The organism is Micromonospora sp. NPDC127501 (assembly GCF_040302185.1).
Taxonomy (GTDB): domain Bacteria; phylum Actinomycetota; class Actinomycetes; order Mycobacteriales; family Micromonosporaceae; genus Micromonospora.
Map to the genome: position 1 here is coordinate 278,588 of NZ_JBEORJ010000001.1, position 20,564 is coordinate 299,151.

The 20,564-nt window shown below is 70.5% G+C and carries 20 protein-coding genes; 8 read left to right on the forward strand and 12 right to left on the reverse strand.

The window, feature by feature from the left end:
- Positions 1 to 7 precede the first annotated feature (7 nt).
- From ABTW72_RS01145 to ABTW72_RS01160, 4 genes are all read right to left on the reverse strand, one after another.
- Complete coding sequence (locus ABTW72_RS01145; RefSeq protein WP_350852567.1) at positions 8 to 832, reverse strand: AfsR/SARP family transcriptional regulator; 825 nt, start codon at positions 830 to 832, stop codon at positions 8 to 10.
- Positions 833 to 1,139: 307 nt separating this feature from the next.
- Entirely contained in the window at positions 1,140 to 1,769 is a 630-nt protein-coding gene (locus tag ABTW72_RS01150; protein WP_350852570.1) for a VOC family protein, read from the reverse strand.
- Positions 1,770 to 1,832: 63 nt separating this feature from the next.
- Positions 1,833 to 3,023 (reverse strand): MFS transporter, encoded by a 1,191-nt coding sequence (locus tag ABTW72_RS01155; protein WP_350852573.1) that lies wholly within the window; start codon positions 3,021 to 3,023, stop codon positions 1,833 to 1,835.
- Positions 3,024 to 3,122: 99 nt separating this feature from the next.
- A complete protein-coding gene (locus ABTW72_RS01160; RefSeq protein ID WP_350852576.1) occupies positions 3,123 to 3,602 on the reverse strand; it encodes a MarR family winged helix-turn-helix transcriptional regulator in 480 nt (159 codons plus the stop codon).
- A gap of 85 nt (positions 3,603 to 3,687) precedes the next feature.
- On the opposite strand from ABTW72_RS01160, the gene ABTW72_RS01165 reads away from it, so the two are divergent.
- Entirely contained in the window at positions 3,688 to 4,533 is an 846-nt protein-coding gene (locus ABTW72_RS01165; RefSeq protein WP_350852579.1) for an NAD(P)H-binding protein, read from the forward strand.
- A gap of 61 nt (positions 4,534 to 4,594) precedes the next feature.
- Here the strand turns inward: ABTW72_RS01165 and ABTW72_RS01170 are convergent, their stop codons facing one another.
- On the reverse strand, positions 4,595 to 5,587 hold the full coding sequence (locus ABTW72_RS01170) for a GlxA family transcriptional regulator (protein ID WP_350852582.1): 993 nt from the start codon (positions 5,585 to 5,587) through the stop codon (positions 4,595 to 4,597).
- A gap of 151 nt (positions 5,588 to 5,738) precedes the next feature.
- Between ABTW72_RS01170 and ABTW72_RS01175 the strand changes: the two genes are divergently transcribed.
- A complete protein-coding gene (locus ABTW72_RS01175; RefSeq protein WP_350852585.1) occupies positions 5,739 to 6,380 on the forward strand; it encodes an HD domain-containing protein in 642 nt (213 codons plus the stop codon).
- A gap of 4 nt (positions 6,381 to 6,384) precedes the next feature.
- On the opposite strand, the gene ABTW72_RS01180 is transcribed toward ABTW72_RS01175, so the two are convergent.
- Both ABTW72_RS01180 and ABTW72_RS01185 read right to left on the reverse strand, forming a co-directional pair.
- A complete protein-coding gene (locus tag ABTW72_RS01180; RefSeq protein ID WP_350852588.1) occupies positions 6,385 to 7,269 on the reverse strand; it encodes a pyridoxal-phosphate dependent enzyme in 885 nt (294 codons plus the stop codon).
- Between the two features lie 65 nt (positions 7,270 to 7,334).
- A complete protein-coding gene (locus ABTW72_RS01185) occupies positions 7,335 to 7,868 on the reverse strand; it encodes a hypothetical protein (RefSeq protein WP_350852591.1) in 534 nt (177 codons plus the stop codon).
- Between the two features lie 412 nt (positions 7,869 to 8,280).
- Here ABTW72_RS01185 and ABTW72_RS01190 point away from each other — a divergent pair, with 412 nt between their 5' ends.
- The gene (locus tag ABTW72_RS01190; protein WP_350852594.1) at positions 8,281 to 9,495 is read left to right on the forward strand and encodes a hypothetical protein; all 1,215 of its coding nucleotides are present in this window, start codon (positions 8,281 to 8,283) and stop codon (positions 9,493 to 9,495) included.
- Positions 9,488 to 10,090, forward strand: a complete 603-nt coding sequence (locus tag ABTW72_RS01195; RefSeq protein ID WP_350852597.1) for a hemerythrin domain-containing protein — start codon at positions 9,488 to 9,490, stop codon at positions 10,088 to 10,090. The genes ABTW72_RS01190 and ABTW72_RS01195 overlap by 8 nt, the downstream gene beginning before the upstream one ends.
- 83 nt (positions 10,091 to 10,173) lie before the next feature.
- Here the strand turns inward: ABTW72_RS01195 and ABTW72_RS01200 are convergent, their stop codons facing one another.
- Positions 10,174 to 10,887, reverse strand: coding sequence for an ANTAR domain-containing protein (locus tag ABTW72_RS01200; protein WP_350852600.1), 714 nt, complete (start codon positions 10,885 to 10,887; stop codon positions 10,174 to 10,176).
- A 373-nt stretch (positions 10,888 to 11,260) separates the two neighbouring features.
- Between ABTW72_RS01200 and ABTW72_RS01205 the strand changes: the two genes are divergently transcribed.
- Positions 11,261 to 11,971 carry a DNA alkylation repair protein gene (locus ABTW72_RS01205; protein ID WP_350852603.1) on the forward strand — a complete coding sequence of 237 codons (711 nt, stop codon included), beginning with the start codon at positions 11,261 to 11,263 and terminating at the stop codon, positions 11,969 to 11,971.
- Here ABTW72_RS01205 and ABTW72_RS01210 read toward each other — a convergent pair.
- Positions 11,968 to 14,247, reverse strand: coding sequence for an LLM class flavin-dependent oxidoreductase (locus ABTW72_RS01210; protein WP_350852606.1), 2,280 nt, complete (start codon positions 14,245 to 14,247; stop codon positions 11,968 to 11,970). The genes ABTW72_RS01205 and ABTW72_RS01210 overlap by 4 nt on opposite strands.
- A gap of 144 nt (positions 14,248 to 14,391) precedes the next feature.
- Here ABTW72_RS01210 and ABTW72_RS01215 point away from each other — a divergent pair, with 144 nt between their 5' ends.
- Positions 14,392 to 14,907, forward strand: coding sequence for a MarR family winged helix-turn-helix transcriptional regulator (locus ABTW72_RS01215; protein ID WP_350852609.1), 516 nt, complete (start codon positions 14,392 to 14,394; stop codon positions 14,905 to 14,907).
- An 82-nt stretch (positions 14,908 to 14,989) separates the two neighbouring features.
- On the opposite strand, the gene ABTW72_RS01220 is transcribed toward ABTW72_RS01215, so the two are convergent.
- Entirely contained in the window at positions 14,990 to 15,817 is an 828-nt protein-coding gene (locus ABTW72_RS01220; protein ID WP_350852612.1) for an SAM-dependent methyltransferase, read from the reverse strand.
- A gap of 208 nt (positions 15,818 to 16,025) precedes the next feature.
- Between ABTW72_RS01220 and ABTW72_RS01225 the strand changes: the two genes are divergently transcribed.
- Together ABTW72_RS01225 and ABTW72_RS01230 are read left to right on the forward strand one after the other, a co-directional pair.
- On the forward strand, positions 16,026 to 16,541 hold the full coding sequence (locus tag ABTW72_RS01225; protein ID WP_350852615.1) for a DivIVA domain-containing protein: 516 nt from the start codon (positions 16,026 to 16,028) through the stop codon (positions 16,539 to 16,541).
- A 114-nt stretch (positions 16,542 to 16,655) separates the two neighbouring features.
- Positions 16,656 to 17,591 (forward strand): hypothetical protein, encoded by a 936-nt coding sequence (locus ABTW72_RS01230; protein ID WP_350852618.1) that lies wholly within the window; start codon positions 16,656 to 16,658, stop codon positions 17,589 to 17,591.
- 85 nt (positions 17,592 to 17,676) lie between these two features.
- On the opposite strand, the gene ABTW72_RS01235 is transcribed toward ABTW72_RS01230, so the two are convergent.
- Positions 17,677 to 18,663 (reverse strand): LacI family DNA-binding transcriptional regulator, encoded by a 987-nt coding sequence (locus tag ABTW72_RS01235; protein WP_350852621.1) that lies wholly within the window; start codon positions 18,661 to 18,663, stop codon positions 17,677 to 17,679.
- Between the two features lie 112 nt (positions 18,664 to 18,775).
- A complete protein-coding gene (locus ABTW72_RS01240; RefSeq protein WP_350852624.1) occupies positions 18,776 to 20,503 on the reverse strand; it encodes an IlvD/Edd family dehydratase in 1,728 nt (575 codons plus the stop codon).
- Positions 20,504 to 20,564: the final 61 nt, after the last annotated feature.

Genomic DNA, 20,564 nt, shown 5'->3' on the forward strand with positions numbered 1-20,564 from the left:
CCGCGCATCACGTGGTGGTGGCCGCCCGTGCCCGGGCGGGTCCTTCGGGGAACGGGCCCGACACCCATGGCGGGCCCAGGTCGCCGCGCAACATCGAGGTGTACGCCGCGAGCAGCGCCGGGGTCGGCTCGACGCCCAACTCGGTCGCCAAACGGGTACGGAAGGCGCCGAACACGTCCATCGCCTCGCTCTGCCTGCCGGTCTGGTACAGGGCGGTCATCAGCATGATCGCCAGCCGTTCCCGCAGGGGATACTCCGCCTGCAGGGCGATGAGCGCGGGGATCGCCCGGTGGCAGTCGCCCAGCCGCAGGTGCAGTTCCAGCCGGTGTTCCAGGCAGACGATGCGGCGTTCGAGCAGGTGTTGCCGACGGCTCTCCGCGTACGGACCGGTCAGGCCCGCCAACGGCTCGCCCGCCCAGCTCTGCTCGGCCTCGGCCAGTAGCGCCGCGGCCCCGGCGAGGTCACCCGCCGTCTCGGCGGCAGCCGCCCTCTCAACCGCCTCGTCGAAGTCCGCGACGTCGGTGCGGGCCGAACCGAGACGCAGCCGGTAGCCGATCCGGGAGCTGTCGATCGCAGGGCTGTCGTGGCCGACGCACGCCGCTTGGAGCGTACGTCGCAGCCGATAGATGTACGGCGGGATCAGCTTCGTGCCGGTCGCCGGGGCCTGGCCGCCCCAGACTCCCTGCAGGATCGACGCCGGTGTGACCACGCGGTTCGCGTTGAACAGCAGGATCGCGAAGACCGCCTGTTGCCGGACGGGCCCGAGGTCGAGCCACTCTCTGCCGACCTCGGCGTGCAGCGGGCCGAGGGCGAGAAACCGTACCCGCGTCACGGCATCGCACCGCCCGCACCAGGACTCGTCATCGAGGTCTCCTCCCTACCGGCGGCCGGGGACCGCACACAGGCGACGAGGCACGGCACGCACCCGGGTCAGCTTTGAATCCGGCGGTGCCGATTGGATCGAAGATCATCGTGTCCAGGGGATGGTAGGACGGTCGGCGTACAACTCGCGTACATCGCCCGTACGAACAGCGCGCAGCCAGTAGCGGCGCGCACTTCGAAACGAAAATGCTGCCGGTGAGTCATCAGGTGACTCACCGGCAGCACGTCGATCAGCAGGTCTTACGCGTGGGCGTGGCTCACTCGGGCGGCTTGGCCCCCGACTGCTCGCTGACCATGTACGCCGCGTACCAGTCGGGCCAGTTGTCGTCATGCTCGCCCGTACGCTTCTCGTGCTCGCCGTGTGCGGCGGCGGCGCGTCGAAGCGCGCTCGCCAGGTCGCTCGTGGAGCCGAACGACGTGAGGCCACCCTCGATGCGTCCGGGAAGCCTGGTTGTGATCTCCTGCATCAGCCAGGTGTTGCCGTCCGGGTCGCGCAGCGTGGCGCGCGAGAAGTAGCTGCGCCGCTGCGGGTCCGGCCCGTCGACCGGGCCGTCCGGGCTGACGTGGAAGACGTCGCCGACCTCGACACCGGCGGCGACGAGCGCGTCGTGGGCCGCCTCGATGTCGGACACGACCAGGTACGCCATGGCCGAGCCGGGGGCCGCCGGCGTCAGCCCGGGGCCGAACTGTACGGAACACGCGGAGCCGTGGGGCGTCAACTGGACGATGCCGGGCGGGGTCTGGTCGAGCCGCCACCCGAGCCGTTCGTAGAACGCCTTCGCCCGGTCGACATCCGACACCGGGATGACGATCACCTCGAGTTTGGCGTCGAGGTTCTCTATCCGCGACGTCGCGCTCACCTCGCCCTGGGCCACCTTCGGGCTCATCGCCCCTCCCTTCCTGATCATCACGCTGCTGCTTGCGTCAGTGCTCGGGCCGGCTTTCCGGCATCAACCCGGCGCCATCCTGGTGGCCCTGCGTACCCCCAACAGGGCGACCAAAGCGAGGAGGATGACCGCGACGGAGTACTCGTCGGCGGTCCGCGGCAGACCGCCGGCGTAGACCACGAGGAAGCCGGCGATCACGGTGGGCAGACCGAAGCCGACGTAGCAGACGACGTAGAGCACGGACAGCACGCTGGCGCGTTGGTGCGCCTCGACCAGCGGCATGACCGTCTTGAGGCTGCCCTGGAAGCCACTGCCGAAGCCGACGCCCCCGAGCGCGAGGCCGACGAAGAAGACCGGGATGGACTCCGCCATGACCGCCACCAACGTGACGATCATGCCCAGGATGAGCGCGATGATCCCGGTCAGGATCACGGTCCGCGCCGCGGTGTTGCGCTGTACCAGCACGGCGATCGACCCGAAGACGGCGAAGACGAAGAGGACCAGACCGCCGACCACGATCGACGTGTTCATGAGGCTGCGGATCAGCGCCGGGCCGAGCGCGCCGAAGAACCCGGCCAGCGCCCAGACCGCGAAGAGCACCGGGACGACGACCAGGACCGGTTGGCGCACCGAGCGGGGCAGCGTGATGTCCGGCCGCAGGCTGCCTCGGGCCCCGGCCATCGGGGTGACCGTCTCCGGCATCAACGCGACCCCGACGGCCTGGATCAGCAGGATCACGAGCAGGACGACGTACACCAGTCGCGTCGGCGCGGGCAGGAACTGGATGAGCAGCGCCGAGAGCAGGGCGCCGCTTCCGGTTCCGATGCCGGGGGCGATCGAGTTCGCGAGCGTGCCCCGAGCACGGTCGATGTCGAGCATGGCGGCGCCGACGGCGCCGGTGGCGGCGCCGGCTGCCAGCCCCTGCACGAGGCGGGCGACCAGCAGGGCCGCGACGCCGTTGGCGAAGATGAAGACGATCAGCGCGAGCATCTGCACCGCGATCGCGACGGCCAGCACCGGCCGCCGACCGACGTGGTCGGACAACCTGCCGAACGTGAGCAGCGACGCCAGCACCGCGAGCGCGTAGACGGCGAACACCACCGTCGTGGTGACCGGCGAGAAGTGCCAGCGTTCCTGGTACAGACCGTAGAGCGGGGTCGGGGCCGCCGACGCGGCCAGGAACGACACCAGGATCGACGCCAGCAGCACCAGGGAGACCGTCGGTGTGAGTCGGGCCCGCCCGGCGATAGGCATGTCGGTGCTCCTCGGCTGCGTGAAAAGCGGTCAGCCTGGGCGTTCCGCCGGCCCCCGGGGCCACGGCGGCGTACCCGGTTGGCGCCGGCACATGCCCGCTCAGCCCTCGGTGTCCTGGCCGGTCGCCGGGAGGCTCGCCACGCCACGGGCCAGCGCGTCCCTGAAGTCGCGGTACCGGTCGGGGCCGAGTGTGTCGGCGAGCTTCTGCTCGATCAGGTGCACGAAGCCGTCGGAGGCCGCCATGAGGCTGAGGCCCCGATCCGTCGGCACGATCAGCTTCGCCCGGCGGTCGGCCGGGTCGGGCGTACGCCGGACGTAGCCCAGCCGTTCCAACTCGTCGAGGATCGCGCCCAGCGTCTGCTTGTTGCGGCCGGCCAGCCGGGCCAGCTCGCCGGGGCGGGTGCCCTCGGCGTCCAGGTAGGCGAGGACCGCGCCGTGGCGCGGCCGGACGTCGTCGAACCCCTGTTCGGCCGAGCGTCGGAAGATCTCCCGCTGGATTCGCGCGGAGAGCTGCACGGCCAGGATCCCGAGGTCGGGGTCCTGTTCCTTCAGTGTGCTGCGCTTCATAATTTGGTCCAATCATTGGACGGTACAACTTATGGACTATATCGTCGCTGGCGGCGACCGTGGTCCGACCTCGGTCCGCCCGACCGAGAGGATGACCATGACCATTCTGATAACCGGGGCAAACGGCACCGTGTCGCGGGAGGTGCTGCGGGAGCTGGCCGGCAAGCAGCCGCTGCGCGCCCTCGTCCGGGACGCGTCGCGCACGCCAGGGCTCGACGGGGTCGAGTACGTCGTCGGCGACCTGGACCGCCCCACCACACTGACCCCGGCGTTCGAGGGCGTGACGACGCTCTGGCTGCTGATGCCGATGGGTCCACTGGCCCCGAGCCAGAGCATGAACGCGGTGTGGGCGGCCCGGCAGGCCGGCGTACGGCACATCGTCCGGCTCTCCGCGATCGGCGCCGCGCACGACGCGCCCACCCGCAACGGCCGCCTGCACGCGCTCTCCGACGCGGAGCTACAGGAGTCCGGTGTCCCCTGGACCATCCTGCGACCGAGTCACTTCATGCAGAACCTGCTCGGCGCCAAGGCCGGCGAGCATCTCTACGGTCTCTTCGGTGACGCGCGGGTCGGCCTGATCGACGCCCGGGACATCGCCGCCGCAGGGGCAGCGATCCTCGCCGCGCCACAGCAGCACCAGGGCAAGATCTACACCCCTACCGGCCCCGAGAGCATCACGCTGGACCAGGCTGCCGACGAGATCGCCCGCACCCTCGGCGAGCCGGTGCGCTACGTGCCGCAGAGCCCGGAGCAGGCACGCGACGGCCTGCTCCAGGCCGGCCTCGACCAGTGGTCGGCCGAGGTCCTCGCCGAGTACCGGGTCGCCTACGGCTCCGGGTGGGGTGACTTCACCAACGACCATGTCGAGCGGATCGTCGGCCGGCAGCCGCGGACCTTCGCCGAGTTCGTTCGCGATCACCGCGAGCACTTCGCCAGCGTCTGAACCGTCGACAGCTCGGCGGTGCCCTCCGGCGCGATCCCACCGGAGGGCACCGCCGTGCGCTTCACCGGTCGGGCGTGCCCTCGTCGTCCGGCATCACCGTCGCGTCACGTTCCGTCGTCCGAAATCGCTGCTGGTAGGCGCGCGGCGACACCCCGACCCGGGCGAGAAACACCCGGCGCAACGTCTCCGGGCTGCCAATGCCGACCTGTTGAGCGCAGGCCGTGACCGACTTCCCCGTGTGCAACAACCGGATGGCCGCGTCGACCCGCACGCCCTCCACGTACTTGCTGGGGCTGCTGCCGAGCTCCTGCCGGAACATCCGGGAGAGGTGACGAGGGCTGACATGCGCCCGGGCGGCGAGGGCGGTCACCGAGTGGTCGTCGGCCGGGTCGGCAGCCACCGCGTCGGTCACCTGCCGCAGCACGGGAGTGCGGGGCCGGGGCAGGGCAAGCGACGGCGAGAACTGCGACTGGCCGCCGGGCCTTTGCAGGAAGACGACGAGCGACTGGGCCACCGACCGGGCGATCTCCGGCCCGTGGTCGCGCTCCACGAGGGCCAGCGCGAGATCGATGCCCGCGGACACGCCGGCGGAGGTGAAGATCGTTCCGTCCCGCACGAAGATCGCGTCGGTCTCGACGCTTACCTGCGGAAAGGCGGCGGACAGTAACCGCGCGTGCTGCCAGTGCGTCGTTGCGCGCCGACCCTCCAGCAGGCCGGCGGCGGCCAGGACGAACGCGCCGGTACAGACCGCGGCGGTACGATCGGCCCGGCGCGACAATGATGCCGCAGCGGCGGTGAGCTCGGCACTGATCGGGCGCCCTGCCAGCACGTCGCCGCCGACCACGAGGGCCGTCCCGACGTTGGTCGCCTCCCCGACCGGGCCGTCCACCTGGACGCGCAGACCCGTCGAGGCACGGACGGCGGCACCATCGCTGGAGCGCACCTCCAGCTCGTACCGTGCGCCGAACTTGGCGGCCTCGGCGAACACCTCGAACGGTCCGGCGAGGTCCAGCAACGTCATCCCGTCGAAGACGAGGGCCGTGACTCGGTGCACCCCTGCCGCCCGGCTACCCACCGCGTCGCCCCCTCCGATGATGTCCTGATCTGAGGGAAGCATGGCAGACAGGACGGGGCGGTCGGCGGTTCGGACGGGTGACGCTGGACGCATCGGAGCCCGGCCGGGCTCCCGGACCGACAGGACCGTGATGAGCAGGACAACGATCGCCGGCATCGAGATCCCCGACTCGCAGCTCGCCACCGACGCCACCGAACTGGTCCGCCAGGCCACCGACGACCTGCTGTTCCATCACTCGCGGCGGGTCTTCCTCTTCGGCGCGCTACAGGGCCGCCGGCTCGGCCTGAAGGCCGATCCCGAGCTGCTCTACGTGGGAGCCATGTTCCACGACCTGGGACTGACCGAACGCTACCGCCGCGACGATCAGCGCTTCGAACTCGACGGTGCCGACGAGGCCCGCCGCTTCCTTCGATCGAACGGCATCGGCGAACACGAGGCCCGAATCGTGTGGGAAGGGATCGCGCTGCACACCACGCCCGAGGTTCCGTACCGCCTGGAGCCCGAGGTCGCCCTCGTCACCGCGGGTGTCGAGACGGACGTCCTCGGTATCGGCTACCACGAGTTGTCGCCGGCCGACATCGCGGCGGTCACCGCGGCACACCCACGGCCGAACTTCAAGCGGGCCATCGTCGACGCCTTCGCAGCTGGTTTCCGGCACCGGCCGGACACCACCTTCGGGACCGTCAACGGCGACGTGCTGGAGCACCGGGTGCCCGGCTATCGCCACATCGACTTCGTCCGGGTCATCGAGGACTCCGCCTGGCCCGAGTGATTTGCTAGAACTCGGGGTGGCCGAAGAGTCCCGGCAGCCCGCCGCTGTGCAGGAAGACGACCCGGTCGCCGCGCGGGAAGCTGCCGGCCAGCAGCGCCGCCATCGCCCGAGCCGTGTACGTCGGGTCCAGGAAGACCCCCTCCGTGCGCGCGGTCACCTCCAGCGCCGCCCGGGCGGCGTCGGTCAGCGTGCGGTACCCCGCACCCACCTGGGTGCCGTCGATCCGCAGCGCGTCCGGCTCGACCTCGCCGACGAGCAACCCGGCGACGGTCGCCCGCGGGTCCGGCACGGCGCCGACATCCACGCCGATCACCCGCTGCGGGCCCAACTCCCGCACCAGACCGGCCATCGTCCCGCCCGAGCCGAGCGCCGTCACGACCTCGACCCCGTCGACGGTCGGCAACTGGGCTCGCAGCTCCCGAGCACAGTCCACATAACCCTGGACCGACGCTGGTGAGGTGCCGCCGAACGGGATGACGTACGCCGACCGTTGCTCCGCCTCGATCGCCACCACCTCGGTGAGCGGACGGTCTCCGGCCCAGACGATCTCCGCGCCGGCGAGCTCGTCGAGCAGCAGGTTGCCTCGCCGTCGCTCCGGGGGCGGGCCGGCGAGCACCAGCACGCAGGAGAGACCGAGTCGCGCGGTCGCGGTCGCGGTGAGCCGGGCGTGGTTGCTCTGCGGCGCCCCCGAGGTGATGACCGTGGTGGCACCGGCGGCGATCGCCTGGGCGCAGGCGTACCGCAGCTTGCGGATCTTGTTGCCACCCCCGCCGAGGCCGGTGAGATCGTCACGCTTGAACCAGAACTCGGCCAGCCCCAGCCGGGCGGCGAGCCGGGGCGCGGCCTCCAACGGCGTCGGCCACGTGCCGAGGGCAACGGGTGTGATCATTCGTGCAGCTAAACACTTCGCGGCCCCGTACGCAGCTTTCCGGGCCGTCGGCGGCTCCGCGGCGGCTATGCCCGACGGACCGCTGCCCGGGGCAGCGGACCGACGTCCGAGTGGCGACCGGGACGGAGCGCCGCGTGCCGCTGCCCGGGACCCGCCCCGTCGCGGGCGGCGAGCGCGTCGGCCACCGCTCCGGTGGCGAACGCGTAGATGGACTTGTGCAACACGTCGATGGCGAGTTCGGGGCGGGGCCAGGTCGGCGGAGGCGCCCCCACGCCGGTGGCGTTCTCCAGGATCTGGTCGTTGGTCAGGCGCACCGCCGTGAACATCGTTGAAGCCCAGGCACCGCGCAGCCCGGTCTGCGCCATGACGCTGCGCAGCACGCCGACCAGCGCGCCCTGGCCGTAGTGCATCGCCAGGTTCTGCCACCGGGGCTGCTGCCCGGAGGACTCCGGCAGGCCGGTCAGCCGGGCCAGAACCCGGGCTGGCACATAGGAGTCGGGCCGACCGGTCACCCGCTGTTCGATCTTCTCGGCGGCCGTCATCACCGCCGCCCCGGCCAGGCCCGCCACCAGTCCCTGCCACACCGCTCGCTTCAGCATGATTCAGCCCTACCCAGCGATCAGGCACCCACACCCGTGAACTGTCACCGGACCTCCTTCCGGACGACTGCCGGGTTTGCCACCGTTCGGGGTGGGTAGGGTGGCCATCGGGTCAAGACATGCGCCCTCCAGTGGTCAGTCCCGCCGTGCACACACGGCGGATCGGCCACCCTCGTCGAGGACGGAGGCAGCATGTGACCGACCAGATCCCGCCACTCCGGCAGCCGTCGCACGGCGCCCCGGCGGATCAACACGGCGACCTCGGCGCGCACGGCATCAGCGCTCTGCTCACCTCCAGCGACGTGGCTCCGCGACGCCCCCGCCGCGTGGCGCAGACACGTCAACCCTTCGGCTCCTCCGTCGCCGCCTTACCCCAGGCGGCACGGCCGCCATTCCCCCGTGAAGGAGAGGCATGTTCAACCCACTCGACCACAAGGGAATCCCACTCGAGAACCAGATCCGCAACTGGCGTGAACTGAACGTCGATCCGATCGACCCGGAGGCGGTGGACCCGTACACCCGGTGTCGGATCATCACGATGAACGGCATCGAGGTCGAGGCGATCAACTTCTCGCACCAGTTCGCCCGGAACTGCCCTGACCAGGAGGTCCGCCGGCAGCTCGCCTACGTCCGGTACCTGGAGAACCAGCAACAGCGCGCGGTGAACTGGCTGCTCCCCGGCGTCGCCAGCGTGCTGGAGACGACGCTCGGTTACGAGCAGGTGGCCGTCGACCTCACCGCCTGGGTCGCCCGGCACGAACCCGACCCCTACCTCAAGCAGGCGTACGAGTTCGGTGTGCTGGAGGACTTCGACCACCTGTACCGCTACGCCAACCTCTACGAAATGGTCGAGCGACGCAAGGCGGAGAAGATCGTCGACGGGCTCACCGAGGTCATGCCCGGCCGGCCGACGGTCCAGGAGCACCGGCACCCCTTCGACGAGGTCCGCACCTCGTACGACCGCAACTCGGTGGACCCGCGCTCGAAGCTGCACGCGTTGACGATCCTGTCAGCCGAGCAGCAGGTGATGTTCTACTACATGAACGTCGGCCCGCAGTACATGGAACCGATCGCGCGCCAGCTCTACCAGGAAATCAGCATGATCGAGCAGGAGCACGTCACCCACTACGAGTCGCTGCTGGACCCGGGTGAGAACTGGTGGGAGCGGCTGCTCACCCACGAGTACAACGAGTGCTGGCTCTACTACTCCTTCCTCCAGCAGGAGAGCGACCCCCGGATCAAGGCGATCTGGGAGCTGCACCTGCAGATGGAACTGGCCCACCTCCAGCAGGCCGCCGACCTGCTGCGTCGGCACGACGGCCGGGAGCCGGAGGAGGTCGTCGGCAGTGTCGGCCTTCCCGAGCCGCTGACCTTCGAGCCCAACAAGGACTACCTGCGCCACCTGCTGGCCACCCAGATCGACGTGACGAAGCTCGGCGAAGGCTACGTCCGCGAGGCCCACGAGCGCTTCGAGTGGATGCAGCAGCAACTGCACGACGGCCAGCAGCCGCCGAGCGAACAGGTCATCGACATGCACCGGGACCGCTTCGGCGACGAGTACCGCATCGAGACCGAGGGCCCGCACCCGATCGAGACGCTACGCGCCGAAGGAGGCAGCCATGCCTGACGCCGACACCCCGGCCACCCCAGGTCCCGAGGAGGATGTGGTCGACCTCCTGCTCGCCCAGCACGCCCAGATCGAGCAGCTCTTCCTGCTGGTCATCGGCGGCACCGGCGACACCCGGCGCGACGCCTTCGACGATCTCGTCAAGCTCCTCGCCGCGCACGAGACCGCCGAGGAGGAGGTCGTCCACCCGCTCGCCCGGACGCTGCCCGGTGGGGGTGGTGACGCGATGGTCGACGACCGGCTCGACGAGGAGCGTCAGGCGAAGGAGACCCTGCAAACCTTGATCAAGGGTGGCGTGGACGCCGACGGTTTCGACACCGGCATCGTCCTGTTACGCGGCGCCGTACTCCTGCATGCCCGGCACGAGGAGCGCTACGAGTTCCCCCAGCTCCGCCAGCACGTTCCGGTCGACCGGCTTCGCAGCCTCGCCACGGCCGTCCGGGCGGCGGAGGCGTCCGCGCCGACGCGGCCACATCCCAGTGCCCAGTCCGCGAAGGGCAACCTGGCCGCCGGGCCGGTGCTGGCGGTCATCGACCGGGTACGCGACGCGGTGCGCAAGCCTTCGGAGAGCGGACCGGAATCAGCCGGGCGGTGACGCGTTCCGCGCGATCTGTCGACAGGGTCGCCCGCCTCGTGCGGGCGGCCCTTGTCGGGTGCGGCAGCGCAGTCAGGGCGCACTCACCCTTGAGATCTTCCGACTGCCTGGGAGACCAGGGCCTCCGCGACCTCGCGCACCTTCCGGTTGGTGTCCTGGGAGATCTTCGACAGCAGCGCGAACGCCTCCTCCGACGAGCACCGTCGGCTCCCCATGATGATCCCTTTGGCCTGCTCGATCACCGCCCGATTCCGCATCGCCTCCTGCATCTGCGCGGCCAGCGTGGCGGCGTTCTCGTACAGGTGCGCGTTGGCCAGTGCCACCGCCGCGTAGGCGGCGAAGCCCTCCGCGCTGGCGATCGAGGAGGGATCGAACGCGTTCGGCGAATCGCTGTAGACGTTGAGCGCACCGACCACCGACCCCTGGATGGGAAGCCCGATGGAGAGGGAACTCTTCACCCCGGCGTCGCGAGCCCTCTCCGCCCATGCCGGCCAGCGTTCTTCGCTGGCCATGTCCGGCACGGAGATGGTGTCACCGCTGGCGGAGGCGTCCAGGCAGGGACCCCGGTGCTGCTCGTACTGCCACTCGTCCAGCTCACGGGCCAGCTCGCCGGTGAATGCCCCGGTCCAGCCGACCCGACCCCGCACCAGAGTGACCGTCACCTCTCTCGTCCCGGGAATGCTCCCCTTGGCGAGTTCGGCGATCCGGCGCAGCATGTCGTCGAGGCTGACCTCGTCGAGCCTGACCCGGCCCAGCTCGGCCAACGCGTCGGTGGGATCCATCGTCGGCTGCGTCATCGCAGTACGCCCTCCTCGATCGGCGTCCGCCGGAAGGAAGATTCCGGCACGGCCGGCACCTCTCCAGATGTCCGGCAGCTCCGCCCCGGGGCGGTCGTCGGCAATCTTGGTCGTACCCACTGAATCATCCGCTCACACCCTGCTCAGGGTTTGGCGGCCCGCGTCCCCGCAGAACAGCTCCAGCGGGTCGTGGGTGCGAGTGTCGGGCCACGACGACCGTCGGTCAGCGGCCCGGTCACCTGAACTGAGGTAGGACATCACCGAGGTGCCATCGACGCACCGACGGTTCGCCGACGCGGCCGGTGAGGATGGTCGTGCAGGGTCGCACGGCTGGAGCCGTCGCCGTTGTCGGACCCCGGTAACGTGGACGGTCATGGCCACCAGCGTCGACGTGCGTCGGGAACTCGCCAGCCTCGCCGATCCACGTCGAGCCGAGGCGTCAATCCGGTTCCTCCAGATGGTCCCCGGTGGGTACGGCGAGGGCGACCGCGCCCTCGGTGTCTCCGTGCCCGACCAGCGCACGGTGGCCGCCCGGTTCTGGCGCGACCTCTCGCTGGCCGAGACGACGAAGCTGCTCGTCGAAGGCGCGCACGAGGAGCGGTTGACCGCGCTGTTCATCCTGGTGCGGCAGTTCGCCAAGGGCGACGAGCAGGAGCGGGGTCCGATCTTCGACACCATCCTGGCCAACACCGACCGCATCAACAACTGGGATCTGGTGGACTCGTCCGCTCCGTACATCGTCGGCCCCTGGCTGCTCGACAGGGACCGGAGCGTCCTGGACCGGTTGGCCGAGTCGAGCCTCGTGTGGGAGCGGCGCATCGCCGTCATGGCGACCTTCGCCTTCATCAGGGCCGGTGACTTCGAGTGGACCTTCCGACTCGGGGACCGGCTCCTGCACGACCCGCACGACCTCGTCCGGAAGGCGGTGGGCTGGATGCTGCGCGAGGTGGGCAACCGGGACAGAGCGGCGGAGGAGGAGTTCCTCGCCCGCCGCTACCGGGTCATGCCACGGGTCATGCTGCGGTACGCGATCGAGAAGTTCGAACCGCAGCGTCGCCGCGACTACCTGTCCGGTGCTCTCTAGTCGACCTGGTCGGCCGGTGGGATGGGGAAGTTCCGGTTGAAGACGTTGTCCGGGTCGTAGCTGGCCTTGATGGCGCGCAGCCGACCGAGGGTGGGCTCGGGCCAGGCGTCCAGCAGTCGAGCCGGATCGGTGTCGCTCTCGAAGCTGAGATACAGGCCGTCGAGGTGCGGGTACAGCTCGGCCCACAGCTTGTCGAGCTGGGGCCGGCGGTCCGGGACCGTGGCGGCGAGCACCGAGAAGTTCTGCTCCCGGTGCGGGTAGGCGGTGGAGTCGCGGGCGACGTCGTTGACCGCCCCGCCGACGGATCGCAACTGCATGATCATCACGTCGCCGGAATGGATCATGTTGTCCATCAGGTCGGCCGCCTGCGGCGTGACGTGGTGCAACAGACCGCTGCGGGTGTCCCTCAGCCCCTGCCCCCGATGCTGGTTGCCCGGCGGCACGACGATCGCCGGGTACGGCACGAGCTGCGCCTGCTGGTCGAGGATCGGCCCGATCTCCAGGAACGGGTTCAGGGCGGACTGCGCCGCCTCGACGTCGTCACCGGCGTAGACGAGGGTGACCTGGGCGGCCGGGGGGTTGCCACGGCGGCCGGGAAAGAGGGAGAGGAAGCTCGTCAACTCCCGTGGCGCGTCCTCGACCAGGTGGCCCCACCGGCGCAGCAGTCCGGCGGTGTCGGTCGCGTCCGCGACGAGCTGGGCGTAGACGACCTTGTCGACCTCGTACGCTTCCAGCTCCAACGCGGTGACCACACCGAAGTTTCCACCGGCGCCGCGGACGGCCCAGAACAGGTCGGGGTGATGGGTGTCGTCGACGCGGAGCAGACGGCCGTCCGCGGTGACGATCTCGGCGGCGACGACGTGGTCGATGGTCAGGCCGTGCCTGCGGGCCAGGTATCCGACACCGGCGGTGGTGGCGAGACCACCGACGCCCACGTCGCCGTAGTCGCCCGAGCTCATCGCCAGGCCGTACGGGGCCAGCGTCTGGGCCACGTCGCCCCACCGGGCACCCGGCTCCAGCCGCACCCGACGGGTCGACCGGTCGAGCACCTCGACCTTGTTCATCCTCGACAGGTCGATGACGACTCCCCCGTCGTTCGTCGACCGGCCGCTGATGCCGTGCCCGCCGCTGCGCACCGACAGCGGGACATCCTGCGTCCGGGCGTACGACACGGCGTCGACCACCTCGGCGGCGTTCTGCGGACGGATCACCAGGGCCGGGGAGCCGTGCCAGCTGTAGGTGTGGCGTACCCGCTCGTACTCCTGGTCACCGGGCTCGACGGACCTGGCGGCCAGCGACGGCGGCAGCGCGTCGTAGTCGAGGCCGGGGTGCCGCTCGGCCAGCGCGACGGTCGTGCGGACCGGCCCGGTGCCGACCTCACCCCCGGCGCGCTCCTTGGCGACGGCCTCCCGCAGCGCAGGGGCGATCTCCTGCCCGAGGGTCTGAATGAGCCGTGGGTCGTCGCGCCCGATCAGGAAGGTGCTGAACCCCTCCTCGATGACCAACGGAAGGAGTTGGTCGACCCACTGCTCGACAGGCCCCTGGAGGAAGCCGCGGCTGCGCGACGAGACGTCGACAGTGAACAGGTTGAGCAGCCGTCGGATCTCCCGGGGCTCGCGGCCCGCCGCGATGGCCGCCTCGTCGATGAGCCGGTTGGCGGTCACCCGGTCCGGAGATCGCAGGTATTCCAGCGTCGGCAGCCAGCCGTTGGCCTTCTGGCCGGTCAGGGCCAGCATCTTCGGCTGGTACGCACCGAGCCAGATGTCGATGTCGTGTGCCGGCTTCGGGCCGCGCTGCATGCCGGGTACGGGGTAGTACTCCCCGTTCAGCTGCAGCGGTCCGGTGGCGGTGTCGTCCCAGACGCCGCGCAGGACGTCGACAGCCTCCCGCAGCGCCGCGACTCCCTGCCCCGCGGTCAGCCGACGTGCCCCCATGCCCTCGATCCCGTCCCAGAACGCGCCGGCGCCGAGGCCCAGTTCGAAGCGGCCGTGCGACAACCGGTCCAGGCTCGCCGCGGCCCGGGCCAGCACGGCCGGCGGGCGCAGCGGCAGGCTGAGGACGTTTCCGGAGATCCGGAGCCGTTCCGTGCGGGCCGCGACCCAACTCAGCAGGGTCCAGGTGTCGAGGAACTGCGCGTTGTACGGGTGGTCCTGGAAGGTGACCAGGTCCAGCCCCGCCGCCTCGGTCAGCTCGGCCAGCGCCACCACCTGATCCGGGTCGTGCACGCTGGGCGTCAGGAACGACCCAAACCGGAGTTCGTGCCCGTAGTCCGACATTACTTCACCATCCACGCGATCGTTTGATCAACCTATCATGTTCTACGCCTATCGTTTGTCAGACAACCTATCTTCGCCGCCAATCATTCCTGGGCTGCCGCGATGTCCGATCATGATCAACGCACCGGCCACTAGCATCGGGACATGTCCGTGACCGATCCGTGCGAGCTGCCAGCCGACCGCAGGCGCGGCTCGAACTTCGGTTGGTCGCTGGGCATGGTGCTGCGCCGCTGGCACGAGCGCGTCGAGGAGTTGCTGAAGGACCTGCCGCACGGCAGCCGGGGATACCACATCCTGGCCGTCGTCGTGCACGAAGAGGTGCCCACCCAGGGTGCCCTGGCCGCTCGCCTGGCCATCGACCGCAGCGTGCTGACCTACGTCATCGACGACCTGGCGAACGCCGGTCTCATCGAGCGCAGACCTGACCCCCAGGACCGGCGGGCCCGACGGGTCGTGGCCACCGAACGCGGACGCCAGACGCTCGCCGAGGCCGAGCGGCGGGTCGCCCACGCCGAGGACCACGTGCTGGGCGGGTTACCCGAGGAGCAGCGCGAGGTCTTTCGCGACCTCGCCGCCCGAGCCGCCGAAGCGATCCACGCCGCCGCACCCGCCACGGACCCCTGCGTGGCGGTGCAGAGCGTCCTTCCGCCAGCCGATTAATCCGGCTGACCGTCCGTACCGCGCGGCGGCGTAGCCACCAGGGACGACCCGCCCTGGTGCCGACCGCCGCCGCAGGACAGCGTCAGCGCTTACGGCCCACCCCGCCGAAGGCGTCGATGTCGACCGGCGTGTCGACCGCGTCGTCCGGCCGCCACTGCGGGCACGGCACGACGCCGGGCTCGACCAGCTCCAGGCCGTCGAAGAAACCGGCGATCTCGTCGGGTGAGCGCAGGGTGTACGGGGTCGCGCCGCTGTCGTTGTAGTCGTCCTGCGCCTGCTGCATCTCGGCGCTGATCAGGCTCGTGCCGTCGTTCAGCGAGAGGTAACTGCCGCTCGGCAGTGCCGCCACCAGCTGCCGGGTGATCGAACGGGCCACCTCGTAGTCGGGCACGTGACCCATGACGCCGCTGAGGATGAGACCGATCGGCCGCGCGAAGTCCAGCGTCTTGCCGGCCTCGGCGATGACCGCGGCCGGGTCGTGCAGGTCTCCGTCGATGTAGGCGGTCCTCCCCTCGGCCGTGCCCACCAGCAACGCGCGAGCGTGCACCAGCACCAGTGGGTCGCTGTCGACGTAGACGATCCGCGCGTCCGGCGCGATCCGCTGGGCCACCTCGTGCGTGTTGTTGGCGGTCGGCAGCCCGGTGCCGACGTCGAGGAACTGGCGGATGCCCGCGTCGGCGGCGAGGAACATGATCGAGCGGACCAGGAACTGCCGGGATGCCCGGGCCACGTCGACGACGCCGGGGAAGACCTGGCGATACTGGTCCCCGGCCTCGCGGTCGACAGCGAAGTTGTCCTTGCCACCGAGCCAGTAGTTCCAGATCCGCGCCGAATGCGGCACCGACGTGTCGATCTTCTGCTGCACGTCAGCCTCACCAGCCTCGGGCCGGCCGGTCGTCGGCGATTCCATGGTCACGACGAAACCCCCATGTCGAACGCGTAAGCGACGTCGTCGCGGGACGGCCCGGTCGAGGAAGTGGCCACCCGTGACCGTGCCACGGTATAGAAGGCCGAGGATTCCCACCACACCGGTCACTCCATACAAGACCGGGCCTGGTTGACTCGCTCGCCATGCTGGAACGGGAGGCCCGGTTCCCGTACCACCTGAGGAGGAGCCCATGCGCAAGCCGATCAAGACCGCGACAGCCCTCATCGGGCTGGGCGTCGGCGTGGCGCTCGGCCCATCCCTCGGGGCGGACGCGGTCTGGCCCGGAGTCGCGGTCGCCGCGCTCGGAATCGGGCTCTCCCTGATCGGTACGGCAGAGTCCGACCTGGTAGGGGACGGCCTGGCCAACCGCGACAAGCCGACCGGCATGACCGGCGACGGAACGGCGACGGGCCCGGCGGGCGTCGCCGAGCGACAGCGGCGGAAAGCGGACAGACCCACGTTCGCCCACCTGGGACCCCAGGTGGAGAAGATCCTCAAACTCGCCGAGGAGCAGGCCGACGACCACCTCAGCGCCGCGAAGCTCGACGCCGAGAAGACGGTGAGCGCCGCCCGCCGGGAGGCGGAGGCGATTGTGAACCGGGCGCACGAACAGGCAGCCGGCATCACTCACACCGCCCGTGATCCGCGTTCGGCACCGTCCACCTCGGCGCTGTTCGGGTCCGACGACCCGACCCAGTCCGGCTAGCGGGCGCCGCCCACGCTGATCGCCACCCGCACCGTCGGTACGTCCCTCCTGCGAGGGAGCGCCTTCCCCTGTCAGCGGGGCCTGCCCACCGCGGGACGCCGGCAGGATCGGTGCATGACGACATCGACACGGATCGTCGGGCGGAACCTCCACGGTCTGACGTACGCAGTGCTCGGCTGGGCCGTGGCATACGGGGGCGTGCGTCTGGCCTGGACGGTCGGCGAGGCTCCGGAGTTCGGGCGGCTCGGGCTGGACCTGCTCGGCTTCACCGGCTGGTGGTCGGTGGCGTTGTGCGCCTCTGCGGGCGGGCTGGCGGTTGCCCTGGACCGGGTGGCGACGTGGCGGCCGGCGCTCGCGGGGCTCGCCTGGACGGTCGCCGGAGCGCTGGTCGCCGCAGCCGCGATCCTGCTGCCGGAGCTGGTGGGCTTCCTGCTGTTCACCGTCGGCCCGTTCTTCGACCCGCTGGCGTTCGTCAGCCGGCTCGGTTGTGTCACCGGGGCGGTACTGCTCAGCCTGGCCACCGCGCACTACCAGCGGCGTACCCGGGGCGACTGCCCAGCCTGCTGCCGGACGGTTCGGCCGGGGACGCGGCGCTCGGCACCCGCGCGGTGGGCACGCTGGGCCGCGTGGGCCGCTGTGGGCGGTCTCGTGACCCGCTTCGCGGCCCAGTTCGTGGTGGGGTTCGACAGCGTCGACCAGAGCGCCTCCCTGCTCGGGTTGGAGATCGGCCTGGTGCTGGCCGGAGTGCTGTTGCCGCTGGCGCTGGTGTACCACTGGGGTGAGGTGTGGCCGGGGTGGGTTCCGCTGCTCGCCGGGCGCACCATTCCTCGTCCGCTGCTGCTGGTGCCCGGCTTCGGGCTCGGCGCGGGCATCGTGGCCTACTTCGGCATGGGCATGGTGCAGGTGACGTCGGGCTCGCACAGCGAGTTCTCCGACGCGTTCCTGTGGGTGGCGATGTCGGCGTACCTCGCCATCGGGCTGGGTCTGCTCGTCGCGTCCACCGACTACCACCTGCGCACGCGCGCGCGGTGCGGCACCTGCGGCCGGTGACGGCACCATGGGGCCCAGGTCCGCTGGCCGGCGCACCGGCGTTCCCCGGCCCGTCGGCGGGCAGCCGGTCCAGATCGTCGGCTGTTCAGGTAGCGGTCGGCGGCGCCGTGCTCTGCCGCACCACGAGCTTGGGGACGACCAGCGGCAGACGTTGCGGCACGGTGTCGTCGATGGCCTGGGTGACCGCGGTGATGGCCCGCCGGCCGACCGCGTCGAAATCCTGCTGGATCGTCGTCAACGGCGGGATGAGGTAGGGCGCCTCGGGCACGTCGTCGAATCCGACGACGGAGACGTCGTGTGGCACCCGCCGCCCACGCTCGTGCAACGCGCGCAGTACACCGATGGCCATCTGGTCATTGGCGGCGAACACCGCCGTGGTCCCGCGCATCGCACCGATCCGCAGGCCGGCGGCGTAGCCGCTGTGCGCTCGCCAGTCCCCCTCGACCGGCTCCGGCGGGCGTAGGCCGGCGGCACTCATGGCCTGACGCCAACCTTCGAGGCGAGCGCGGGCCTCCGCCCAGTTGAGCGGGCCGCTCACATGCACGATCTCCCGATGCCCGAGGTCGAGGAGGTGCTCGGTGGCCATCCGGGCGCCGAGCACCTGGTCGACGCCGACGGTCACGCTGGCCCTGGACAGATCCCCCTCCACGACGACGAAGGGGACACCCGAGCGGGTCATCCGCACCACCTCGAGCGCCTCGTCGTTGCCGGCGATCATCACGACGCCCTCCACGCCGACGCGCATGAGGTGTTCGGTGGCGTCGCTGAGCGCCCGTACCGTCACCTCGGAGAGGCTCACCGACGTGGCGAAGTAGCCGGCCGCGCGGGCGGCGTCCTCGACGCTGCGATGGATGCTCGTCGGACCGAACAGCGTCCTGGCCGTGCCGATGATGCCGATCATCCCGGACCGTCCGCGCACCAGCGCCCGGGCGGCCGTGTTGGGACGGTAGTCGAGTCGTCGGATGGCCTCGAGGACCCGCTCCCGCGTCTCGCGCCTGATGCTGGGAGCCCCGTTGATGACCCGGGACACCGTCTGGTGTGACACGCCCGCCAGGCGAGCGACGTCGGCCATGACCGGGGGCCGGTCGGCCGCTGTCACAGCGGCCTTTGCGTGAACTCGCACTGGCGGGCCGTCCGTTCTTCCATGAAATCAGTTCCTCGTGGGCCTCGTCCGATCGTGGCCGTCAGTGTGAGTGACGGGGCACCGCGCTGCCGCTGCCACCGACGAGAAAGTCGAGGTCCGCACCGCTGTCCGCCTGTAGGACGTGCTCGCTGTAGAGCCGTACCCATCCCCGGTCGGCCACCGGACCCGGAGGCTGCCAGGCGGCACGGCGCTGGGCGAGTTCCGCGTCGTCGACCAGGAGATCCAGGCGACGCGTCGGAACGTCGACGGAGACCAGATCGCCGGTGCGTACCAGTGCGAGAGGGCCGCCCACGGACGCCTCCGGCGCCACGTGCAGGATGCAGGTGCCGTAGCCGGTGCCGCTCATGCGCGCGTCGGAGATCCGCACCATGTCCGTGATGCCGTCGGCGAGCAACCGTCGTGGCATGGGCACGTTGCCCACCTCCGGGAAGCCGGGGTAGCCCCGTGGTCCGGCGTTGCGGACGACGATCACCGTGTCCGGCGTGACGTCGAGGTCCGGGTCGTCGGCCGCGACCACGTACTCCTCGATCCGGTCGAAGACGAGCGCCGGGCCGGTGTGCGTGAGCAGGTGGGCGGAGGCGGCGGAGACCTTCAACACCGCCCCGGACGGCGCGAGTGACCCGCGCAGCACGACGGTGCCCGAGCCGGCGGGCTGGAACGGCTCCTCCATGGTGCCGATGACGTCCCGGTTCCAGCACTGGGCGCCGTCGACGTTCTCCGCCACGCTCCGGCCGCTGACGGTGATGTGATCCATGTGCAGCAGCGGGGCGAGTTCCTTCATCACCACCGGCAGGCCGCCCGCGTAGGCGAAGTCCTCCATCAGATACTTCCCGGACGGCATGAGGTTGACGAGCATGGGCACGTCGGCGGTGAGGATGTCGAAGTCCTCCAGCGACAGGGGGACGCCGAGGCGTCCGGCGATCGCGAGAAGGTGTACGACGGCGTTGGTGGAGCCACCGATCGCGGCGTTGACCCGAACGGCGTTCTCGAACGCCTGCCTGGTGAGCACCGAGGACAGCCGTTGGTCCTGTTCGACCATGGCGACGATCCGGCGTCCGGCGGCGTGCGCGAGCGCGTACCGCCGAGAGTCGACCGCCGGCACGGCGGCCGCCCCCGGCAGCTGCACGCCCAGCGCCTCGGTCACACAGGCCATCGTGGAGGCGGTACCCATGGTCATGCAGTGGCCTCGGCTGCGGGACATGCCGACCTCAGCCTCGGAGCAGTCGGCCGCGGTCATCCGACCGGCCCGCATCTCCTCGGTGAAGCGCCAGACGACGGTGCCCGAGCCGATGTCCTGGCCGCGGAACTTGCCGTTGAGCATCGGGCCGCCGGTCAGCATCAGGGTCGGCAGGTCGACGCTCGCCGCTCCCATCAGCAGCCCGGGGGTGGTCTTGTCACAGCCGGAGAGCAGGACCACCCCGTCGAGCGGGTTGGCGCGGACCGACTCCTCCAACTCCATCGCCAGCAGGTTGCGGTAGAGCATCGTCGTGGGTCGCATCAGCGGCTCGCCCAGGCTCATCGCCGGGAACTCCAGCGGCAGGCCCCCGCTCTCCCACACGCCCCGTTTCACCGACTCGGCGAGGTCGCGCAGGTGGGCGTTGCAGGGTGTCAGCTCCGACCAGGTGGTGGCGATGCCGATCACCGGGCGGCCGTCGAAGACGTCGTCCGCGAACCCCTGGTTGCGCATCCAGGACCGATGGATGAACCCGTTACGGCCTTCCGCACCGAACCACTCCCCGCTGCGCAACGGTCGATTCGTCGTCGACATCAGCACACCTCTCTGTCATCCGTCCGGCCGCGTCCTGCGCGGCGATCAATGCGCGTGTGGT